Here is a 15,426-nt window from a genome sequence, read left to right on the forward strand (position 1 = left end):
ATGACTTTCATTCGGCACCACCAGGCATGACGACAGACGAAAAACCGCAACCTCAGTTGCGGCGGACGCCCCTACCCAAAGGAAACACACCCATGAATACGAACGTATCCGTCGACAAATATGCCGACGTGGAAAACTTATTGAACAACGCCTTGCAAGACGATCCTGAAAACGGCGTTTTTCGTTGCCGTCGCGATATTTTTACGGACGAGGATCTCTTTGAACTCGAGATGAAACACATCTTCGAAGGCAACTGGATTTACTTGGCGCATGAAAGCCAAATTCCAGAGATCAACGACTACTTCACCACCTACATCGGCCGACAGCCAATCGTCATCACTCGTACCAAAGATGGCAGCTTGAACGCTGTCATCAATGCATGTGCGCACAGAGGCGCGATGCTGTGCCGCCGCAAGCACGGCAACAAAGGCAGCTTCACCTGCCCGTTTCATGGATGGACGTTCGCAAACACAGGCAAGTTGCTGAAGGTCAAAGATGAGAAGACCACGGAATATCCCATCCAATTCAACACCAATGGCTCGCATGACCTGAAGAAGGTGGCTCGATTTGAAAGCTACAAAGGCTTCTTGTTTGGTAGCTTGAACGCTGATGTGCAACCCCTGCAAGAGTTTTTAGGTGAAACGAAAGTTGTGATCGACCAAATCGTTGACCAAGCCGCTGAAGGACTTGAAGTTTTGCGTGGTAGCTCGACTTACACCTACGACGGCAATTGGAAACTTCAAATGGAAAACGGCAGCGACGGTTACCACGTCAGCTCTGTCCATTGGAATTACGCCGCGACGATGGGACGACGCAAAGATGGTGGCACCAAGGCTGTCGATGCAAACGGCTGGAGCAAGAGCGTGGGTGGTGTGTACGGATTTGAAAACGGTCACATCCTGCTGTGGACGAAGACCATGAACCCAGAAGTGCGTCCTGTGTATGACCATCGTGAAGAGCTCAAAGATCGCCTCGGAGAAGCCAAGGCCGATCTGATCGTGAACCAAACGCGCAACCTGTGCCTTTACCCGAATGTGTATTTGATGGATCAATTTTCTACACAGATCCGAGTCACGCGCCCCATCAGTGTGGATAAGACAGAAGTCACGATTTACTGTTTCGCACCTAAGGGTGAAAGTGCTGAAAGCCGCGCCACCCGTATTCGTCAGTACGAAGACTTCTTCAACGTCTCGGGCATGGGAACAGCGGATGACCTCGAGGAATTTCGCTCCTGCCAAACAGGTTATGCCGCCAAGGTTGCACCTTGGAATGATTTGAGTCGCGGTGCACCGCTTTGGGTGCATGGTCCAGATGAAAACGCCCGACAAATGGGTATGACCCCACTGGTCAGCGGCGGTCGAAGTGAAGACGAAGGTCTTTTCGTTTGTCAACACAACTATTGGGCAGAGAGCATGCAAAAAGCGCTGACCAAAGAGCGAGAAGGAGCAAAGTGATGAGCCAAAAATTCAGCGATGTTTGCGGCTTTTTATTCAAAGAAGCGCGCCACCTTGACGACCGCGAGTGGGACGCTTGGTTGGACATGTATGCCCCAGAGGTTCAATACTGGATGCCATCTTGGGATGATGACGATCAGTTGACAGAGGATCCACAAAGTGAGATTTCACTGATTTACTACCCCAACCGCAATGGCTTGGAAGATCGCGTGTTTCGCATCAAGACGGAGCGCTCTAGTGCCTCCATGCCAGAACCGCGCACCAATCACATGATAAGCAATGTGGAGATCTTGGCGGACCGTGGTGACTCACTGGACGTCAGATACAACTTCCACACGTTGAGCCACCGCTACAAGGTCACAGATCATTTTTTCGGCGCCATCTTTTTAACGCTGAAGGTGATGGGCGACGGCAGTTTCCAAATCACGCGCAAAAAGATTGTCTTAAAGAATGACTACATCAGCCAAGTCATTGACATCTATCACATCTGAGATCAGAAGGGCTCACAAGATGACCAGCTATCGAATAGCCTTGAACTTCGAGGATGGTGTCACACGCTTCATCGAGTGTGGCGCAAACGAAAAAGTGCTCGACAGTGCTTTCAGAAATCGCATCAATTTGCCAATGGACTGCTCGGATGGTGTGTGTGGCACATGCAAATGCCGAGCAGAAAGTGGCTCGTATGACATGGGCGATGAATACATTGATGAAGCCTTGACACAAGATGAAGCCAACGAGGGCTTGGTTCTGACATGTCAAATGGTGCCTAGTTCAGATTGCGTCATCTCGGTGCCTGTGCCCTCCACTGCTTGTAAAACTGGCACGGCGCAGTTCTCTGCCACATTGGCTGAGGTCTCCTCGCTTGGCGATGCTGCCTATGAGTTGGTCTTGGATGCCCCATCGGATGCACCGGACTTCTTACCAGGTCAATACGTCAACATCGGCGTTCCAGGCAGCGACCAACACCGGTCTTACTCGTTCAGTTCAGCACCGGGAAGTGCCCGCATGACTTTCTTGGTCAAGCAAGTTCCTGGGGGGCTGATGAGCGGCTGGTTTAATCGCGCCCAGTCAGGAGAGACGCTTGACATCAAAGGGCCTATGGGCAGCTTTTATCTGCGAACTCCCACTCGACCCTTGCTCTTTCTAGCAGGTGGCACTGGGCTTGCGCCGTTTTTGTCAATGCTAGAAGTCCTTGAGAAACAAGCGCACGCTCTGCCGATTCACTTGATCTATGGCGTGACACGCGATCAAGATTTAGTCATGGTCGATCGTTTAGTGAATTTTGCTAACCGACTGCCCAACTTCACCTTCACCACCTGTGTGGCCGACCCGCAAACAGGCCATGACAAACAAGGATTTGTCACGCAATACATGTCACCAGATGTCTTGCATGACGGCGATGTCGATGTGTATTTGTGCGGTCCGCCTCCCATGGTGGATGCCGTACAAAAACATTTCAAAGACATCGCCTTGAGTCCCGTGAGTTTTCATTATGAAAAGTTCACGCCCAATGCGACCAACCCCATTTCGGAGTAACCCATATGAACAAAGAATTTGCAGGCAAAGTCATGCTCATCACAGGCGCTGCACAAGGCATAGGCCAACGTGTTGCTGAGCTTGCAGCAGCGCAAGGCGCCCGCTTAGCGCTGGTTGACAGATCGCCTCTGGTTCAAGAATTACGCGAGCAGCTGTCAGCCATCACTGAGGTCATTGCCATTGAAGCAGACCTTGAGCAATTTGAGGGCGCAGAACAAGCAGCAGAGAGAACGCATAAGGCGTTTGGTCGTATCGACATTTTGGTGAACAACATCGGTGGCACCATCTGGACCAAACCATTTGAGCACTACGACCCTAAACAGATCGAAGCTGAAGTACGACGCTCGCTATTTCCCACCTTGTGGAGCTGTCGCGCAGTGTTGCCCTACATGCTGAAGAAAAAAAAGGGCGCCATTGTGAACGTGTCCTCCATCGCGACACGCAGCGTCAACCGCGTTCCGTACGGCTCAGCGAAGGGTGGTGTCAATGCATTGACTGCATGCTTGGCATTCGAAAACGGTGAGCGTGGTATTCGCGTCAACGCGATAGCACCTGGTGGAACAGAAGCACCCCCACGTCGCATTCCACGCAACACGTCAAATCTGGGTCGCAAAGATAAAGCTTGGTACCAAGAAATTGTCGATCAAACGATCTCTAGCACCTTGATGAAGCGTTACGGAACGCTCGACGAACAAGCAGAAGCCATCCTCTTTTTGGCTTCAGATCGTTCGTCTTACATCACCGGAACAGTCCTGCCTGTCGGTGGTGGCGACCAAGGTTGATGCATTTTTCCGTTGATAAAAACCCCTCACCCACAGATAAAAAGCCGTCACTGATCGGCACATCCCAGGAGACAAACACCATGAATATCTCGCAATTTTCTCGCCGAGCTGCACTCGCCGCAGCGGTTTCATTCACCATTCCAATGGCCATGGCACAGACCTCACAAAAACTCAAGGTTGGTTTCATGTTGCCCGCCACTGGCACTTTTGCCGCATTGGGGACTGCCATTGAAAATGGTTTCAGGCTTTACCTTGCTGAACAAGGTGGAAAGATCGGTGGGCGTGAAGTTGAATTTTTCAAAGTCGACGACGAGTCAGATCCATCTAAAGCGATTGACAACGTCAACAAACTGATCAAACGCGACAACGTGGACGTTTTGATCGGCAGCGTGCACTCAGGCGTCGCAATGGCCATGGCTCGCGTCGCTAAGGGCACTGGTACCTTGATGATCAATCCCAACGGTGGCGCTGACGCCGTCACAGGCTCCATGTGTGCGGTGAACATTTTCCGCAGCAGCTTTAGCAATTGGCAGCCGGGTTTCGCGATTGGTCAAGCCATGGCGGCTAAAGGCCATAAAACCGCAGCCACCATCACTTGGAAATACGCCGCTGGTGATGAGATGGCCAAAGGCTTCAAAGAAGGCTTTGAGAAATCGGGTGGAAAGGTAACCAAAGAATTGACGCTGCCCTTCCCGAACGTTGAATTCCAATCCCTGTTGACTGAAATCGCCTCTGCAAAACCTGATGCTGTTTTCTCCTTCTTTGCTGGTGGCGCTGCCGTGAAGTTTGTCAAAGACTATGACGGTGCTGGCCTGAAGAAAAACATCCCTCTCTTTGGCACCGGCTTTCTGACCGATGGCACATTGGAAGCTCAGGGTGCATCTGCTGAAGGTGTACTGACATCGCTGCATTACGCGGACAACTTAAACACCCCACGTGACAACGCTTTCCGTCTTGCCTATGTGAAGACCTTCAAAATGCAGCCCGATGTGTATGCCGTCCAAGGCTACGACGCTGCGCAAATGTTGGGCATAGGTTTGACTGCGGTCAAGGGTGACGCAAAAAATACGGCAGGCTTTGCCGCTGCGCTGACCAAAGCCACCATCGACAGTCCGCGTGGGAAATTCACGATTTCCAAAGCACACAACCCCATTCAGGACATGTACTTGCGCCAAGTTTCCGGCAAGGAAAACAAGGTGATTGGCATTGCCAGCAAGGCGCTTGAAGATCCTGCAACGGGTTGCCGCCTGTAATTTCGGCCCTTCGTCAACACCCGTCCTTTCCAACCGTGGAAAGGACGTAACGCATCAGCTCTATGGATCTCACAAACTTTCTCATTCAGTGTCTGAATGCGGTGCAGTACGGCTTATTGCTGTTTCTGGTCGCTTCAGGTTTGACACTCATCTTCGGCATCATGGGCGTGATCAACCTGGCCCACGGTAGCTTTTACATGATTGGGGCCTACATGGCCTTCGCGTTGTCACCCCTCGTGAGTGGCACCTTTGGCGGAGGGTTCTTTGCGGTTTTATGTGTCGGCGTGGTGCTGTCCGTTCTGTTGGGTTATTTTTTGGAATGGGCGTTTTACAGCTACCTGTACGACCGTGAACACTTGCAGCAAGTGCTGATGACCTACGGGCTGATTCTCGTGTTTGAGGAACTGCGCAGTTTGCTGGTGGGTGACGATGTGTATGGCGTTCAGGTGCCAGACCTCTTAGCGGGCTCACTGCAACTGGGCGAGGTCATGACCTATCCCATTTATCGACTGTTCGTGTCAGCCGTCTGCCTAGGTTTGGCATTGGCGATGTTTTTCGTATTCACACGAACCCGTCTGGGCATGATGATTCGCGCGGGCGCCAGTAACCGAGAAATGGTGCAATCGCTAGGCATTGACATCCAGTTTTTATACCGCGTGGTGTTCGCTGCGGGTGTGGCCATTGCAGCGTTGGCCGGCATGGTGGCTGCACCAGTGTCGTCGGTGTATCCGGGCATGGGCAACCAAGTGTTGATCATCTGCTTTGTCGTGGTGGTCATTGGCGGCATTGGATCTATCAAAGGTGCACTGGCTGCGGCACTGATGATCGGCGTGGTGGATACCTTTGGCAAGGTTCTCTTGCCTCAAGCGTCTGGCGTATTGATTTATCTCTTGATGGCTGGGATCTTGTTATGGAAACCAGATGGCCTTTTTAAAGTGGGTGGATGAAATGACTGACAACAAGAACCCAAAACTCACTTTTGTCGTGCTGTTTTTTGCATCGCTTGCGTGCTTCCCATTTTTGAGCGGCAATTTCGGCATTGATCTGATGAGCAAGATCATGATCTACGCCATCTTGGCACTCAGCCTTGAGTTGATCGTGGGAGGGGCTGGCTTGGTGTGTTTTGGCCAAGCCGCTTTCTTTGGCATTGGTGCTTACGTAGCAGTTCGCGCGTCGTCAGACACTGAAGCCGCATCGCTGGTGTGGTTGTTGCCAGCGGCTGTGCTGGCGGCAGGACTCTATGCCTTTGTGGTCGGCTCCTTGTCGTTACGTACCAAGGGCGCGTACTTCATCATGGTGACGTTGGCATTTGCCCAGATGGCCTACTTTGTGGTGCATGACACCCCACTGGGTGGCGGGTCAGATGGTATTTATCTCAACATCAAGCCTGTCTTGGGAGATCTCATCAACCTTGACTCTCCAACGTCGATGTATTTCTTCACCTTGGCTTGCCTTTTTCTGGTGTTTGTATTTTTAGCGGTGCTTTTACGCTCCCGATTTGGCAGAGCCTTGGCGGGTATTCGGGTCAATGAGCAACGCATGCTCGCCACTGGTTTTTCAACCTACACCTATAAGTTGGCAGCGTTCACCCTCTCTGGCGCCATTGCGGGGTTGGCAGGCTTTTTGTTTGCAGTGAAAGACGGTTTTGTGAACCCCGAGATGATGAGCTGGCACTTGTCAGGTGCGGTCTTGGTGATGATCATTCTGGGCGGCCTTGGCCATCTGCGCGGTGCACTTGTTGGTGCCTTTGCATTTGCACTGTTGCAAGAATTTTTCAAATCAGAGTCTGTGTTTGGCGAGTTCGCCAAGCACTGGCACTTAGGACTAGGCCTGGCCATCATTGCCACTGTGGCACTTTTACCCAATGGGCTGGTCAGTCTTCCGGGGCAACTGCGAACCCGTTTGGTTGGAGCGCAGTCAGATGACTCAGGGTTGGGTGACCTGACCACCACGAAAGGTACATCATGAAGCCTTCAGAAGTTTTGCTACGCGGCAGCCACATCACACGACGTTGGGGAGGTCTGGTTGCGGTCAACGATGTCTCCATCGAGTTGACACGTGGCACTGTGCATGCCGTCATCGGCACAAACGGTGCAGGAAAGTCCACGCTGATCAACATGTTGTCTGGCGAGATTCCAGCCTCCAGCGGCTCAGTGCATTTGATGGGTGAAGATGTGACGCAGTGGACGCAAGCGCGTCGTGCGCGTGCAGGCCTGGGTAGAAGCTACCAAAGAAACACCATCTACCCAACGTTCACGGTCTACGAGAACTGCCGATTGGCTGCTCAAGCCCAGTCACAGAAACCCTGGCTTTGGTGGCAATCAGCCAATGCGTGTCCGGTGACCCAGGCTGCAGCGCACGATGCCGCCTGTCGTGCGGGTTTAGAACACATGCTCGATCGTCAAGCCAACATGCTGTCACATGGTCAGAAGCGTCAGCTTGAAATCGCAATGTGCTTAGCGACTCAGCCACAAGTTCTGCTGCTTGATGAGCCACTTGCGGGCATGGGTGCAGAAGAGACCGACCGAATGCTCAAGCTACTCGACACCCTGCGTGCTGAGCACGCCATTTTGTTGGTAGAGCACGACATGGATGCAGTGTTTCGCATTGCCGATGTCATCACGGTGATGGTCAACGGCGTCAAGATCGCTTCAGGTGACGCGGCCTTTATTCGTCAGAGCCCTGAAGTGCGCAACGCTTACCTTGGAGAAGGACACTGACATGACAACCAACGACTATTTGATCGACGCTAAAGGCTTGCATGCCTGGTATGGGTCAAGCCATGTGCTGCATGGCATTGATATCAAGATTCAGCGCAGCCAGACCATGGGCCTACTCGGGCGAAATGGCATGGGTAAAAGCACACTGATCCGAACGCTATTGGGTCATCTCACGCAGCGCGAGGGATCGATCACGCTGTTTGGTGAAGATGCCTCCCGATTCAAACCCCACCAAGTCGCACGTTTGGGCGTTGCCTATGTGCCTGAAGGCCGCGGCATCTTTCCAAATCTGACGGTGCGAGAAAATTTATTGATGTCTGCACGCCCCGGAACCGATGGCCGAAAAGACTGGACCTTTGACCGCGTCATGCAGACTTTTCCACGTCTCACAGAGCGACTAAGCAATATGGGTAACCAGCTATCAGGCGGCGAGCAACAAATGCTATCTATTGGACGGGCCTTGATGACGCACCCTGACTTGATTGTTCTGGATGAAGCCACGGAAGGGTTGGCACCCTTGATCGTGAATGAAATTTGGAACGTCATTGCCAACATCCGGGACAGTGGCATTGCGACGCTCATTGTTGACCGCGACTACCGTCGTGTGTTGGCTCACAGCGATCAAGCGATCGTGCTGCAAAAAGGTTTAGTGGCACTTACAGGACCGTCTAGCCAAGTGGCACTTGACGCTACCTTGCCCAAATTACTTGGCGTTTAAAGGTTCCAGTGAATCAAGACGCCACTTGGCATCAAGTGGCGTCTTGATGGTCTGAGGGAGCATGGCTAATGCCCGCTCAATATTTCTTTTGTAGCCGTGCGTAAATAGCCGCACAAAGGTGACTCACTGCGGGACCTGAGCGAGACCCAGCCAAACTTTGCCGTTGCATTCAACTCCGGCGACATCTTGAGGGCCACTAAGTCTGGTCCTAAAGATCGAACAGCGACCAAGATGGCATCTGTCGATCGCACCACATCCAGCAAACTTGAAATTTCATCGCAACGCACATTGACCAGAACATCAGGATGTGCATCTGCACCATAACGATCCACCAGGATGCGGGCGACCTCATCGCTGAGAGGTGTTGAGGCAACAGGATAGTCCTTGAGCTTTGCTAACGTGACTTGACGCGCTTTGCTCAAAGGATGGCCTTTGCGACACATGAATGCACCTGGCAGTTCGCACAAACCTTCCACCTCCAGGTCACTGGACGGATTCAAAGACCGAATGTCCAACACCAGCGCATCGAGCTGCCGATCACGCAAAGCCTGAACCAACAGAGTTGTATGACCCCGTGCGATCTCTAGATGGGCTTTTGGAAATTCACTGGCAACGTACTTCATCAAAGGCGACGTCAGCAAGGCGCCTGGACCAGACCCCAAACCGACTCTGACCTTACCCGTTTGACCACTGAGCAACTGATGGCTGCTTTGCTTCAAGTTGGTAGCACGGTCAACTAAGTCTCGTGCCTGCGCATAGAAGTACTGCCCAAATGCAGTGAGTTCAATTTTTCGCCCCACACGGTCAAAGAGTTGGTGACCAAACTCGTCCTCTATAGACTTGATGCTTCGACTCAGCGCAGGCTGACTCAAGTGCAATTTGACAGCAGACTTGCTGAACGAAGCTGTATTGGCTAGCTCTAAAAAATGTCGCAATTGCACCAAAGTCATCGCGGCTCCAATCAATGCATTTAAATTATGGATTCATTAATTATTATGCATTGGACATACAAACCATCACTTCTTACGATTCATTCATATCAACAAGGAGACAACCCATGACATTCAATCGCCGTACAACTCTGAGTCTACTCACAGTGCTATGCAGCCTGTTTGTTACAGCATCAGCCCAAGCAGATGCTTACCCAAGCAAACCCGTCACGCTGTTGGTGCCCTACCCAGCAGGCGGCTTGTCTGATGTGATTGCCCGCACGGTCAACAACACACTGTCCAAGAACCTGGGACAAACCGTGATCGTCGACAACTTGGGAGGTGCCAGTGGTTCCATCGCTGCACAAAAAGTGTTGAACGCACCGGCCGATGGTCAGATCATTTTTCAAGGCTCGCCGAACGAATTGATCTTGGCGCCTTTGGCTATTTCTGCTGTGAAGTTCAAGAGCGAAGACTTCCGTTTGGTGCAGATGATCGCGACAGCACAAATTGCATTTTTGGCACGCAAAGATTTGCCCGTGAACTCTGTCGATGAGTTTTTGGTCTACGCTAAAAAAGAAGCACAAGCCGGTCGCCCCATCACCTACGCCAGCGTTGGGCCTGGCAGTTTTTATCACCTGCTGGGTGAGCACTTGTCCAAAGTGACCAACATTCCCATGACGCATGTGCCCTACAAAGGCGCAGCGCCTGCAAACCAAGATTTGATGGGTAGCCAAGTCGATATCTTTTTGGCCCCCTTTGGTAAGGCTTATGAGGAGTTGCAAAAGCAAGGCAAGCTCAAAGTGCTCGCCATGCTCAACAGCGAGCGCTTGGAGTCGGTCAAAGACTACCCCGCGATCAGCGAAAGCAAGTCACTCAAGAATTTCACCTTCAACATTTGGACAGGCTACTTTGTGAAAAAAGACACGCCTGAACCTGTGGTTCAAGTCATTCACAAAGCGATCACTGATTCGCTGTCAGATCCTGCCGTCAGAAGTGGTCTGGCCGCCAATAGCCAATTGGTTGCCAAGCCTTTGTCCTTGAAGGCTGTGGATAAAGCCTATGTGGATGGCACGGCACAATTCCGCGCCATCGCGAAATCGATCGACTTGCAGCCCCAGTGATATGACCTACTTGCGTGATGCACTGACCGAGCGAGTGGGTGAATTCATCCAACTGCGCCGCGACATCCACCGCCACCCCGAGTTGGCATTTGAAGAGCACCGCACGTCTGACTTGGTCGCTGCCAAGCTAGAGGGCTGGGGCTATGCTGTTCACCGTGGTTTGGGTGGCACAGGTGTGGTGGGCACATTGACGCGAGGGCAAGGCCGCCGCTTAGGCCTGCGCGCGGACATGGATGCACTGCCCATTCAAGAAGCCACAGGCGCTGAATGGTCGAGTGTGAAACCCGGCGTGATGCATGCATGCGGCCACGATGGTCATACCGCTATGCTCTTGGCTGCTGCCAAATCGATTGCGCAAGATGCGTCATTCACCGGCACCTTGAATTTGATTTTTCAACCAGCCGAAGAAGGCGGCGGCGGCGCGGTGCGCATGATGGAGGACGGCCTGTTTGAGCACCACCCATGCGATGCTGTTTTTGCCATGCACAACATGCCAGGCACACCTGCGGGGCACTTTGTGTTTCGTGACGGTGCAGCCATGGCCTCGAGCGACTACGTGACCATCCGCGTGCACGGCACCGGTGGTCATGGAGCCATGCCCCACCGCGCGGCAGACCCCTTGGTAGCGGCATCGTCCATCGTCATGGCGCTGCAAACCATCGTGTCGCGCAACGTCGACCCGCTCGATACGGCCGTCGTCACGGTGGGCGCATTGCATGCAGGTCAAGCCAACAACGTCATTCCTGCGTTGGCCACCCTAGAGCTCAGCGTGCGATCCCTCAACCCAGAGGTGCGACGTTTGTTAGAGCAGCGCATCAAAGCCTTGGTAGCTGCGCAAGCCGAGAGTTTCGGCGTGAGTGCCGATATCGATTGGCGTCCCGGCTACTGTGTGCTGCTGAACTCAAAATCTGAAACAGACTTTGCACGACAAGTGGCGCTTGATTTAGTAGGCTCCGAACGCGTGACCTTGCAAGGCCCAGCCTTGACAGGCAGTGAAGACTTTGCGTTCATGCTCGAAAAAATACCGGGTAGCTATTTACTGATTGGCAACGGTGATGCAGACTCTGCTGGTGCGTGCATGGTGCACAACCCAGGCTACGATTTCAATGACGACAACATTGCCACTGGCGCTGCTTATTGGGTCGCGCTGGTAGAAAGATTTCTGGCAAACTGATATTTGATTTTTACTCGACCTTGTGTCGACATGTCATCGGGAGAGACTGCCAACGCCCAAGCGTGCTGGGCAGCGCCGAAGGAGCAACCGCCCCGGAAACTCTCAGGCAAACGGACCGGTGACATGACCCAACTCTGAAGAGCTGCTGACGCATTCGTCCGTCAGTGCACCGAAGGAGCAAGCGATGGCCGTCACACGCCACCGTGAATCTCTCAGGTCCAAAAACAGAGGGGGCGCTTTGTGTATGCGTGTTTGCATGCCAAAGCTCAACCCTTGACGTTTTGAAAGTTCCTTCATCATGAAAACAATCGCAGTTATTGGCGGCGGCATCACGGGTGTCACAACAGCCTACGCCTTAGCCAAACGCGGCTTTGCCGTGACCTTGTTTGAACGCCATCGCTATGCTGCGATGGAAACCTCGTTTGCGAACGGCGGGCAACTGTCTGCATCCAACGCAGAAGTTTGGACGCATTGGTCCACCATCCTCAAAGGCCTCAAGTGGATGCTCAAAAGTGACGCGCCGCTGCTGGTCAACCCAGCACCTACATGGCACAAACTCTCTTGGTTTGCAGAGTTCATTGCGGCCATGCCCCATTACGAGCGCAACACGGTCGAGACAGCGCGCTTAGCTGTCGCAGCTCGCAAACATTTGTTTGCTTGGGCACAAGAAGAAGGCATTGATTTCGACCTGAAGAAAGAAGGCATCCTCCACATCTACCGCGACAAAAAAGGGTTTGACCATGCAGGCAAAGTGTCAGTCATGCTGGCCAAGGGTGGACTTCCTCGCCATGCCGTGACCCCAGAGGAAATGAAAGCCATCGAGCCCACCTTGGCTGGTACTTACTACGGTGGCTACTTCACCGAAAGCGATGCCACAGGTGACATTCACAAATTCACCAACGGACTCGCCGCTGCGGCAGCACGACTGGGTGTGCACACGCTGTATGGCCAAGATGTGACTTCGGTTCAAAGCAACGGCCAACAAGCCGTCATCACCGTGGCACAAGAGGATGCGTCCCCCTGTGTTCATACCTTTGACAGCGTGGTTGTATGTGCAGGTGTTGCCAGCCGAAACTTTGCAGCTCAGCTGGGCGATCGCGTGAATATTTACCCCGTCAAAGGCTACTCCATCACGGTCAACCTCAACGATGAAGAAAGCCAAATGGGCGCACCCAACGTGAGCTTGCTGGATGACGAAACCAAATTGGTCACCAGCCGCTTAGGCCTCAACCGCTTCCGCGTAGCGGGTACTGCCGAATTCAATGGCATCGACCGTGACATTCGTGCGGACCGCATTCGTCCCTTGGTTGAGTGGGTTGAACAATGCTTCCCCCGCATCAGCACCCGCTCGGTGGTGCCATGGGCTGGCTTGCGACCCATGATGCCCAATATGATGCCGCGCGTAGGCCAGGGCAAAGCCGCCAACGTGTTCTACAACACCGGTCACGGGCACTTGGGCTGGACGCTGTCTGCCGTGACCGCTGAGCTGGTATCAGACACCATCGTCAAAGCATCAGCTCAAACGTCGGTGCAAGCGATGAATTTGCACGCAGCCACTGCTGGCAATCTGTAAGCTGAAAGCACCTTCACCGAACGTTAGAGGTACCTTGTGCATCTCTACCGTTCGGTTTTTTAGCTATGTCAAAGCGCTATATCTAGACCCAATAGACGCATCGCGGGTCTTTCTAAAAGCTACGTTTTCTAAAAAATTACAGAGCGACGGACTGCTGCAGTCAACCCTGGCTCAACTCGTGCTGGGCCAAGAGCTAATCAGCGCAGAACGCCCGCAAAGAAAGCGGACAGTTCCTCATAGCCATCCAACGGCAACACATGCGCCACATATTGGTCAGGACGAACCACCACCATGCAGCCCTTGTCGCGATCGATGCCACGCATGTCAAAAATATCGCCCACACCTTTGTGGTCCACACAGAAAACTTTTGCGTGGTCTTGCAAACCCAGCTTGCCTGTTTTGGGCTTGAGCAACGAGGGCATGTGTTCGTAAGCGAGCTGATCGAAGGTTTGTTGAAACACGGCGCGGAAGTCGATGACCGCATCAATGTCTTCACCCTTGCGTGTGTGCTTGACGATGGGTGAGTTGGCGTTGGTTTCCAACCAGTCCGACAGCTTGTGAATGCCTGAGCCTGCGCTAGAGGTGTCTGCCTTGCCTGCAAACGCATAAATGCGCCAGCGTGCATCAGCCTGTGCCACATGGCCCAGTTGCATTTGCTTGGCGTCTGACACACGCACCACTGGCGCTGAGTGAAAACGTCGACCCACCTCCTCGCCTTTGGCCAGCGCTTGGTGTGCGCTGGCGGCAAACAAATATGAGGTGTCGTATTTCACCGCTGTGCCGCCTGTGAACTCCAAGTTGTCTTTGAACTGGCGAATGATGCGAGGCTCTTCGGTGCCATCGCGCTCGGCCTGTGTGGTGGGGGCAGACATGACGCGCGACCATTTGTGATCGGTCTCCACCAGTCGTTTGGCTTCGGTCAAACGCTCTTGGGTGTAGCTGCGCAGCAGGCTGGCGTTGGCGCGACCTTGCAGCACATGAATCAGCTTCCAACCCAGGTTGAATGTGTCTTGCATCGACACGTTCATGCCCTGCCCCGCTTTGGGTGAATGGGTGTGGCACGCGTCACCCGCGATGAACACGCGTGGGTCGCGATCCTCGCCCTCGGGCACATCGTCAAAGCGATCGGTGATGCTGTGGCCAATGTCATAGATGGACCACCACACCACTTCTTTCACATCAATCGCATACGGCTTGATGATGCGATTGGCCGCTGCAATCATGTCGTCTTGGGTGAACTTGCGGTGGGCAGCTTTTTCGTCGGGGCGAAGTTTGTCAAGCGCTACATACATGCGAAACACATAACCGCCTTCGCGGGGCAAAATTAATAAGTTACCCTCGCTCGCTGACGAGATCAAACACTTCTGTCGTACATCGGGAAAATCGGTGTTGGCCAAAATGTCCATCACACCCCAGGCTTGGTGCGCGGCATCGCCATGCAGCTCGCCGCCAATGGCCTTGCGCACAGCGGAGTGCGCGCCGTCGCAGCCCACCACGTAGTTGGCGCGCACGGTGCGCGTGGCGCCCCAGTTCAAGCCACTGGCGTCGCGCAGGGTCACGGTCACGGGGTGGTCGTCGGTTGTCTCGTCAATGGTCAGGCCCACCACTTCCCAGCTGTAGTCGGGCTCTAGGCGTGAGGGTGAATTTTTCATCACCTCTAAAAACAACTCGTGCAAGCGCGCTTGGTTGATCAAGATGTGCGGCATTTCCGAGCTGTCGTCGGCCACGTCTTGCACGCGGCCCACGCGTTTGATGTGCTCGGGGTTTGTCGGGTCGGGCATCCAAAACGCGGTTTGGTTGACCCAATACGTTTCGCGCTTGACCTTGTCGGCAAATCCAAACGCTTGGAACATTTCCATCGTGCGCGTGTTGATGCCATCGGCCTTGCCCTTGATGATGTTGCTGGGCATGCGCTCGGTGATCATCACCTCAATCTCTGGAAACTGTGCCAACTGCGCGGCCAAGCAAAGGCCTGCAGGGCCTGTGCCTGAAATCAACACATCTACTTTTTCGGGCAAGGGCTCGTTGATGCCACGGTTGCGGCGGTTGGGTGCGGCTTGCTTGATGTCTGGGCTACCGCCGCGAAATCCGTCTTTGTAAAACTGCATGTCTTGTCTCCATTGTTGAAACCTCGCCGAAACCTCGGCACAGACAAATGATAAC

14 protein-coding genes and 1 riboswitch are annotated in these 15,426 nt (G+C 53.3%); of the genes, 12 read left to right on the forward strand and 2 right to left on the reverse strand.

Annotation, left to right across the window (positions count from 1 at the left end; translation table 11 throughout):
* Nucleotides 1–92: 92 nt before the first annotated feature.
* The 9 genes from C5F52_RS24390 to C5F52_RS24430 all read left to right on the forward strand — a co-directional run bounded on the left by C5F52_RS24390 (nucleotide 93) and on the right by C5F52_RS24430 (nucleotide 8,463).
* A complete protein-coding gene (locus tag C5F52_RS24390) occupies nucleotides 93–1,454 on the forward strand; it encodes a Rieske 2Fe-2S domain-containing protein (protein WP_104800966.1) in 1,362 nt (453 codons plus the stop codon).
* Nucleotides 1,454–1,945, forward strand: a complete 492-nt coding sequence (benB, locus tag C5F52_RS24395) for a benzoate 1,2-dioxygenase small subunit (RefSeq protein WP_104800967.1) — start codon at nucleotides 1,454–1,456, stop codon at nucleotides 1,943–1,945. The genes C5F52_RS24390 and benB overlap by 1 nt, the downstream gene beginning before the upstream one ends.
* 19 nt (nucleotides 1,946–1,964) lie before the next feature.
* A complete protein-coding gene (gene benC / locus C5F52_RS24400) occupies nucleotides 1,965–2,990 on the forward strand; it encodes a benzoate 1,2-dioxygenase electron transfer component BenC (protein ID WP_104800968.1) in 1,026 nt (341 codons plus the stop codon).
* A gap of 5 nt (nucleotides 2,991–2,995) precedes the next feature.
* Nucleotides 2,996–3,772 carry a benzoate diol dehydrogenase BenD gene (gene benD / locus C5F52_RS24405; RefSeq protein ID WP_104800969.1) on the forward strand — a complete coding sequence of 259 codons (777 nt, stop codon included), beginning with the start codon at nucleotides 2,996–2,998 and terminating at the stop codon, nucleotides 3,770–3,772.
* A 143-nt stretch (nucleotides 3,773–3,915) separates the two neighbouring features.
* Nucleotides 3,916–5,025 (forward strand): ABC transporter substrate-binding protein, encoded by a 1,110-nt coding sequence (locus C5F52_RS24410; protein WP_369954229.1) that lies wholly within the window; start codon nucleotides 3,916–3,918, stop codon nucleotides 5,023–5,025.
* Between the two features lie 62 nt (nucleotides 5,026–5,087).
* Entirely contained in the window at nucleotides 5,088–5,972 is an 885-nt protein-coding gene (locus C5F52_RS24415) for a branched-chain amino acid ABC transporter permease (protein WP_104800971.1), read from the forward strand.
* Between the two features lies 1 nt (nucleotide 5,973).
* Nucleotides 5,974–6,993, forward strand: coding sequence for a branched-chain amino acid ABC transporter permease (locus tag C5F52_RS24420; RefSeq protein WP_104800972.1), 1,020 nt, complete (start codon nucleotides 5,974–5,976; stop codon nucleotides 6,991–6,993).
* Nucleotides 6,990–7,745: an ABC transporter ATP-binding protein gene (locus C5F52_RS24425; RefSeq protein WP_104800973.1), complete on the forward strand. Its 756-nt coding sequence runs from the start codon at nucleotides 6,990–6,992 to the stop codon at nucleotides 7,743–7,745. The genes C5F52_RS24420 and C5F52_RS24425 overlap by 4 nt, the downstream gene beginning before the upstream one ends.
* A gap of 1 nt (nucleotide 7,746) precedes the next feature.
* The gene (locus tag C5F52_RS24430; protein ID WP_104800974.1) at nucleotides 7,747–8,463 is read left to right on the forward strand and encodes an ABC transporter ATP-binding protein; all 717 of its coding nucleotides are present in this window, start codon (nucleotides 7,747–7,749) and stop codon (nucleotides 8,461–8,463) included.
* Between the two features lie 65 nt (nucleotides 8,464–8,528).
* Here C5F52_RS24430 and C5F52_RS24435 read toward each other — a convergent pair whose 3' ends face one another.
* The gene (locus C5F52_RS24435; protein ID WP_104800975.1) at nucleotides 8,529–9,413 is read right to left on the reverse strand and encodes a LysR family transcriptional regulator; all 885 of its coding nucleotides are present in this window, start codon (nucleotides 9,411–9,413) and stop codon (nucleotides 8,529–8,531) included.
* Between the two features lie 107 nt (nucleotides 9,414–9,520).
* On the opposite strand from C5F52_RS24435, the gene C5F52_RS24440 reads away from it, so the two are divergent.
* The 3 genes from C5F52_RS24440 to C5F52_RS24450 all read left to right on the forward strand — a co-directional run bounded on the left by C5F52_RS24440 (nucleotide 9,521) and on the right by C5F52_RS24450 (nucleotide 13,263).
* The gene (locus C5F52_RS24440) at nucleotides 9,521–10,516 is read left to right on the forward strand and encodes a tripartite tricarboxylate transporter substrate binding protein (protein ID WP_104800976.1); all 996 of its coding nucleotides are present in this window, start codon (nucleotides 9,521–9,523) and stop codon (nucleotides 10,514–10,516) included.
* 1 nt (nucleotide 10,517) lies between these two features.
* Nucleotides 10,518–11,690, forward strand: coding sequence for a M20 aminoacylase family protein (locus C5F52_RS24445; RefSeq protein WP_104800977.1), 1,173 nt, complete (start codon nucleotides 10,518–10,520; stop codon nucleotides 11,688–11,690).
* A 27-nt stretch (nucleotides 11,691–11,717) separates the two neighbouring features.
* A riboswitch (glycine riboswitch) is annotated at nucleotides 11,718–11,818 on the forward strand.
* A gap of 170 nt (nucleotides 11,819–11,988) precedes the next feature.
* Nucleotides 11,989–13,263, forward strand: a complete 1,275-nt coding sequence (locus C5F52_RS24450) for a D-amino acid dehydrogenase (protein ID WP_104800978.1) — start codon at nucleotides 11,989–11,991, stop codon at nucleotides 13,261–13,263.
* Between the two features lie 197 nt (nucleotides 13,264–13,460).
* Here C5F52_RS24450 and C5F52_RS24455 read toward each other — a convergent pair whose 3' ends face one another.
* Complete coding sequence (locus C5F52_RS24455) at nucleotides 13,461–15,371, reverse strand: FAD-dependent monooxygenase (RefSeq protein WP_104800979.1); 1,911 nt, start codon at nucleotides 15,369–15,371, stop codon at nucleotides 13,461–13,463.
* Nucleotides 15,372–15,426 lie beyond the last annotated feature (55 nt).

Source organism: Limnohabitans sp. TS-CS-82, assembly GCF_002943475.1.

Bases quoted from the DNA above. Each gene is read 5' to 3' on its own strand.
- C5F52_RS24390 (WP_104800966.1), top strand. From the start codon at position 93: ATGAATACGAACGTATCCGTCGACAAATATGCCGACGTGGAAAACTTA.
- C5F52_RS24440 (WP_104800976.1), top strand. From the start codon at position 9,521: ATGACATTCAATCGCCGTACAACTCTGAGTCTACTCACAGTGCTATGC.
- benD (WP_104800969.1), top strand. From the start codon at position 2,996: ATGAACAAAGAATTTGCAGGCAAAGTCATGCTCATCACAGGCGCTGCA.
- C5F52_RS24420 (WP_104800972.1), top strand. From the start codon at position 5,974: ATGACTGACAACAAGAACCCAAAACTCACTTTTGTCGTGCTGTTTTTT.
- C5F52_RS24450 (WP_104800978.1), top strand. From the start codon at position 11,989: ATGAAAACAATCGCAGTTATTGGCGGCGGCATCACGGGTGTCACAACA.
- C5F52_RS24430 (WP_104800974.1), top strand. From the start codon at position 7,747: ATGACAACCAACGACTATTTGATCGACGCTAAAGGCTTGCATGCCTGG.
- C5F52_RS24410 (WP_369954229.1), top strand. From the start codon at position 3,916: ATGGCCATGGCACAGACCTCACAAAAACTCAAGGTTGGTTTCATGTTG.
- C5F52_RS24425 (WP_104800973.1), top strand. From the start codon at position 6,990: ATGAAGCCTTCAGAAGTTTTGCTACGCGGCAGCCACATCACACGACGT.
- benB (WP_104800967.1), top strand. From the start codon at position 1,454: ATGAGCCAAAAATTCAGCGATGTTTGCGGCTTTTTATTCAAAGAAGCG.
- C5F52_RS24445 (WP_104800977.1), top strand. From the start codon at position 10,518: ATGACCTACTTGCGTGATGCACTGACCGAGCGAGTGGGTGAATTCATC.
- C5F52_RS24435 (WP_104800975.1), bottom strand. From the start codon at position 9,413: ATGACTTTGGTGCAATTGCGACATTTTTTAGAGCTAGCCAATACAGCT.
- benC (WP_104800968.1), top strand. From the start codon at position 1,965: ATGACCAGCTATCGAATAGCCTTGAACTTCGAGGATGGTGTCACACGC.
- C5F52_RS24455 (WP_104800979.1), bottom strand. From the start codon at position 15,371: ATGCAGTTTTACAAAGACGGATTTCGCGGCGGTAGCCCAGACATCAAG.
- C5F52_RS24415 (WP_104800971.1), top strand. From the start codon at position 5,088: ATGGATCTCACAAACTTTCTCATTCAGTGTCTGAATGCGGTGCAGTAC.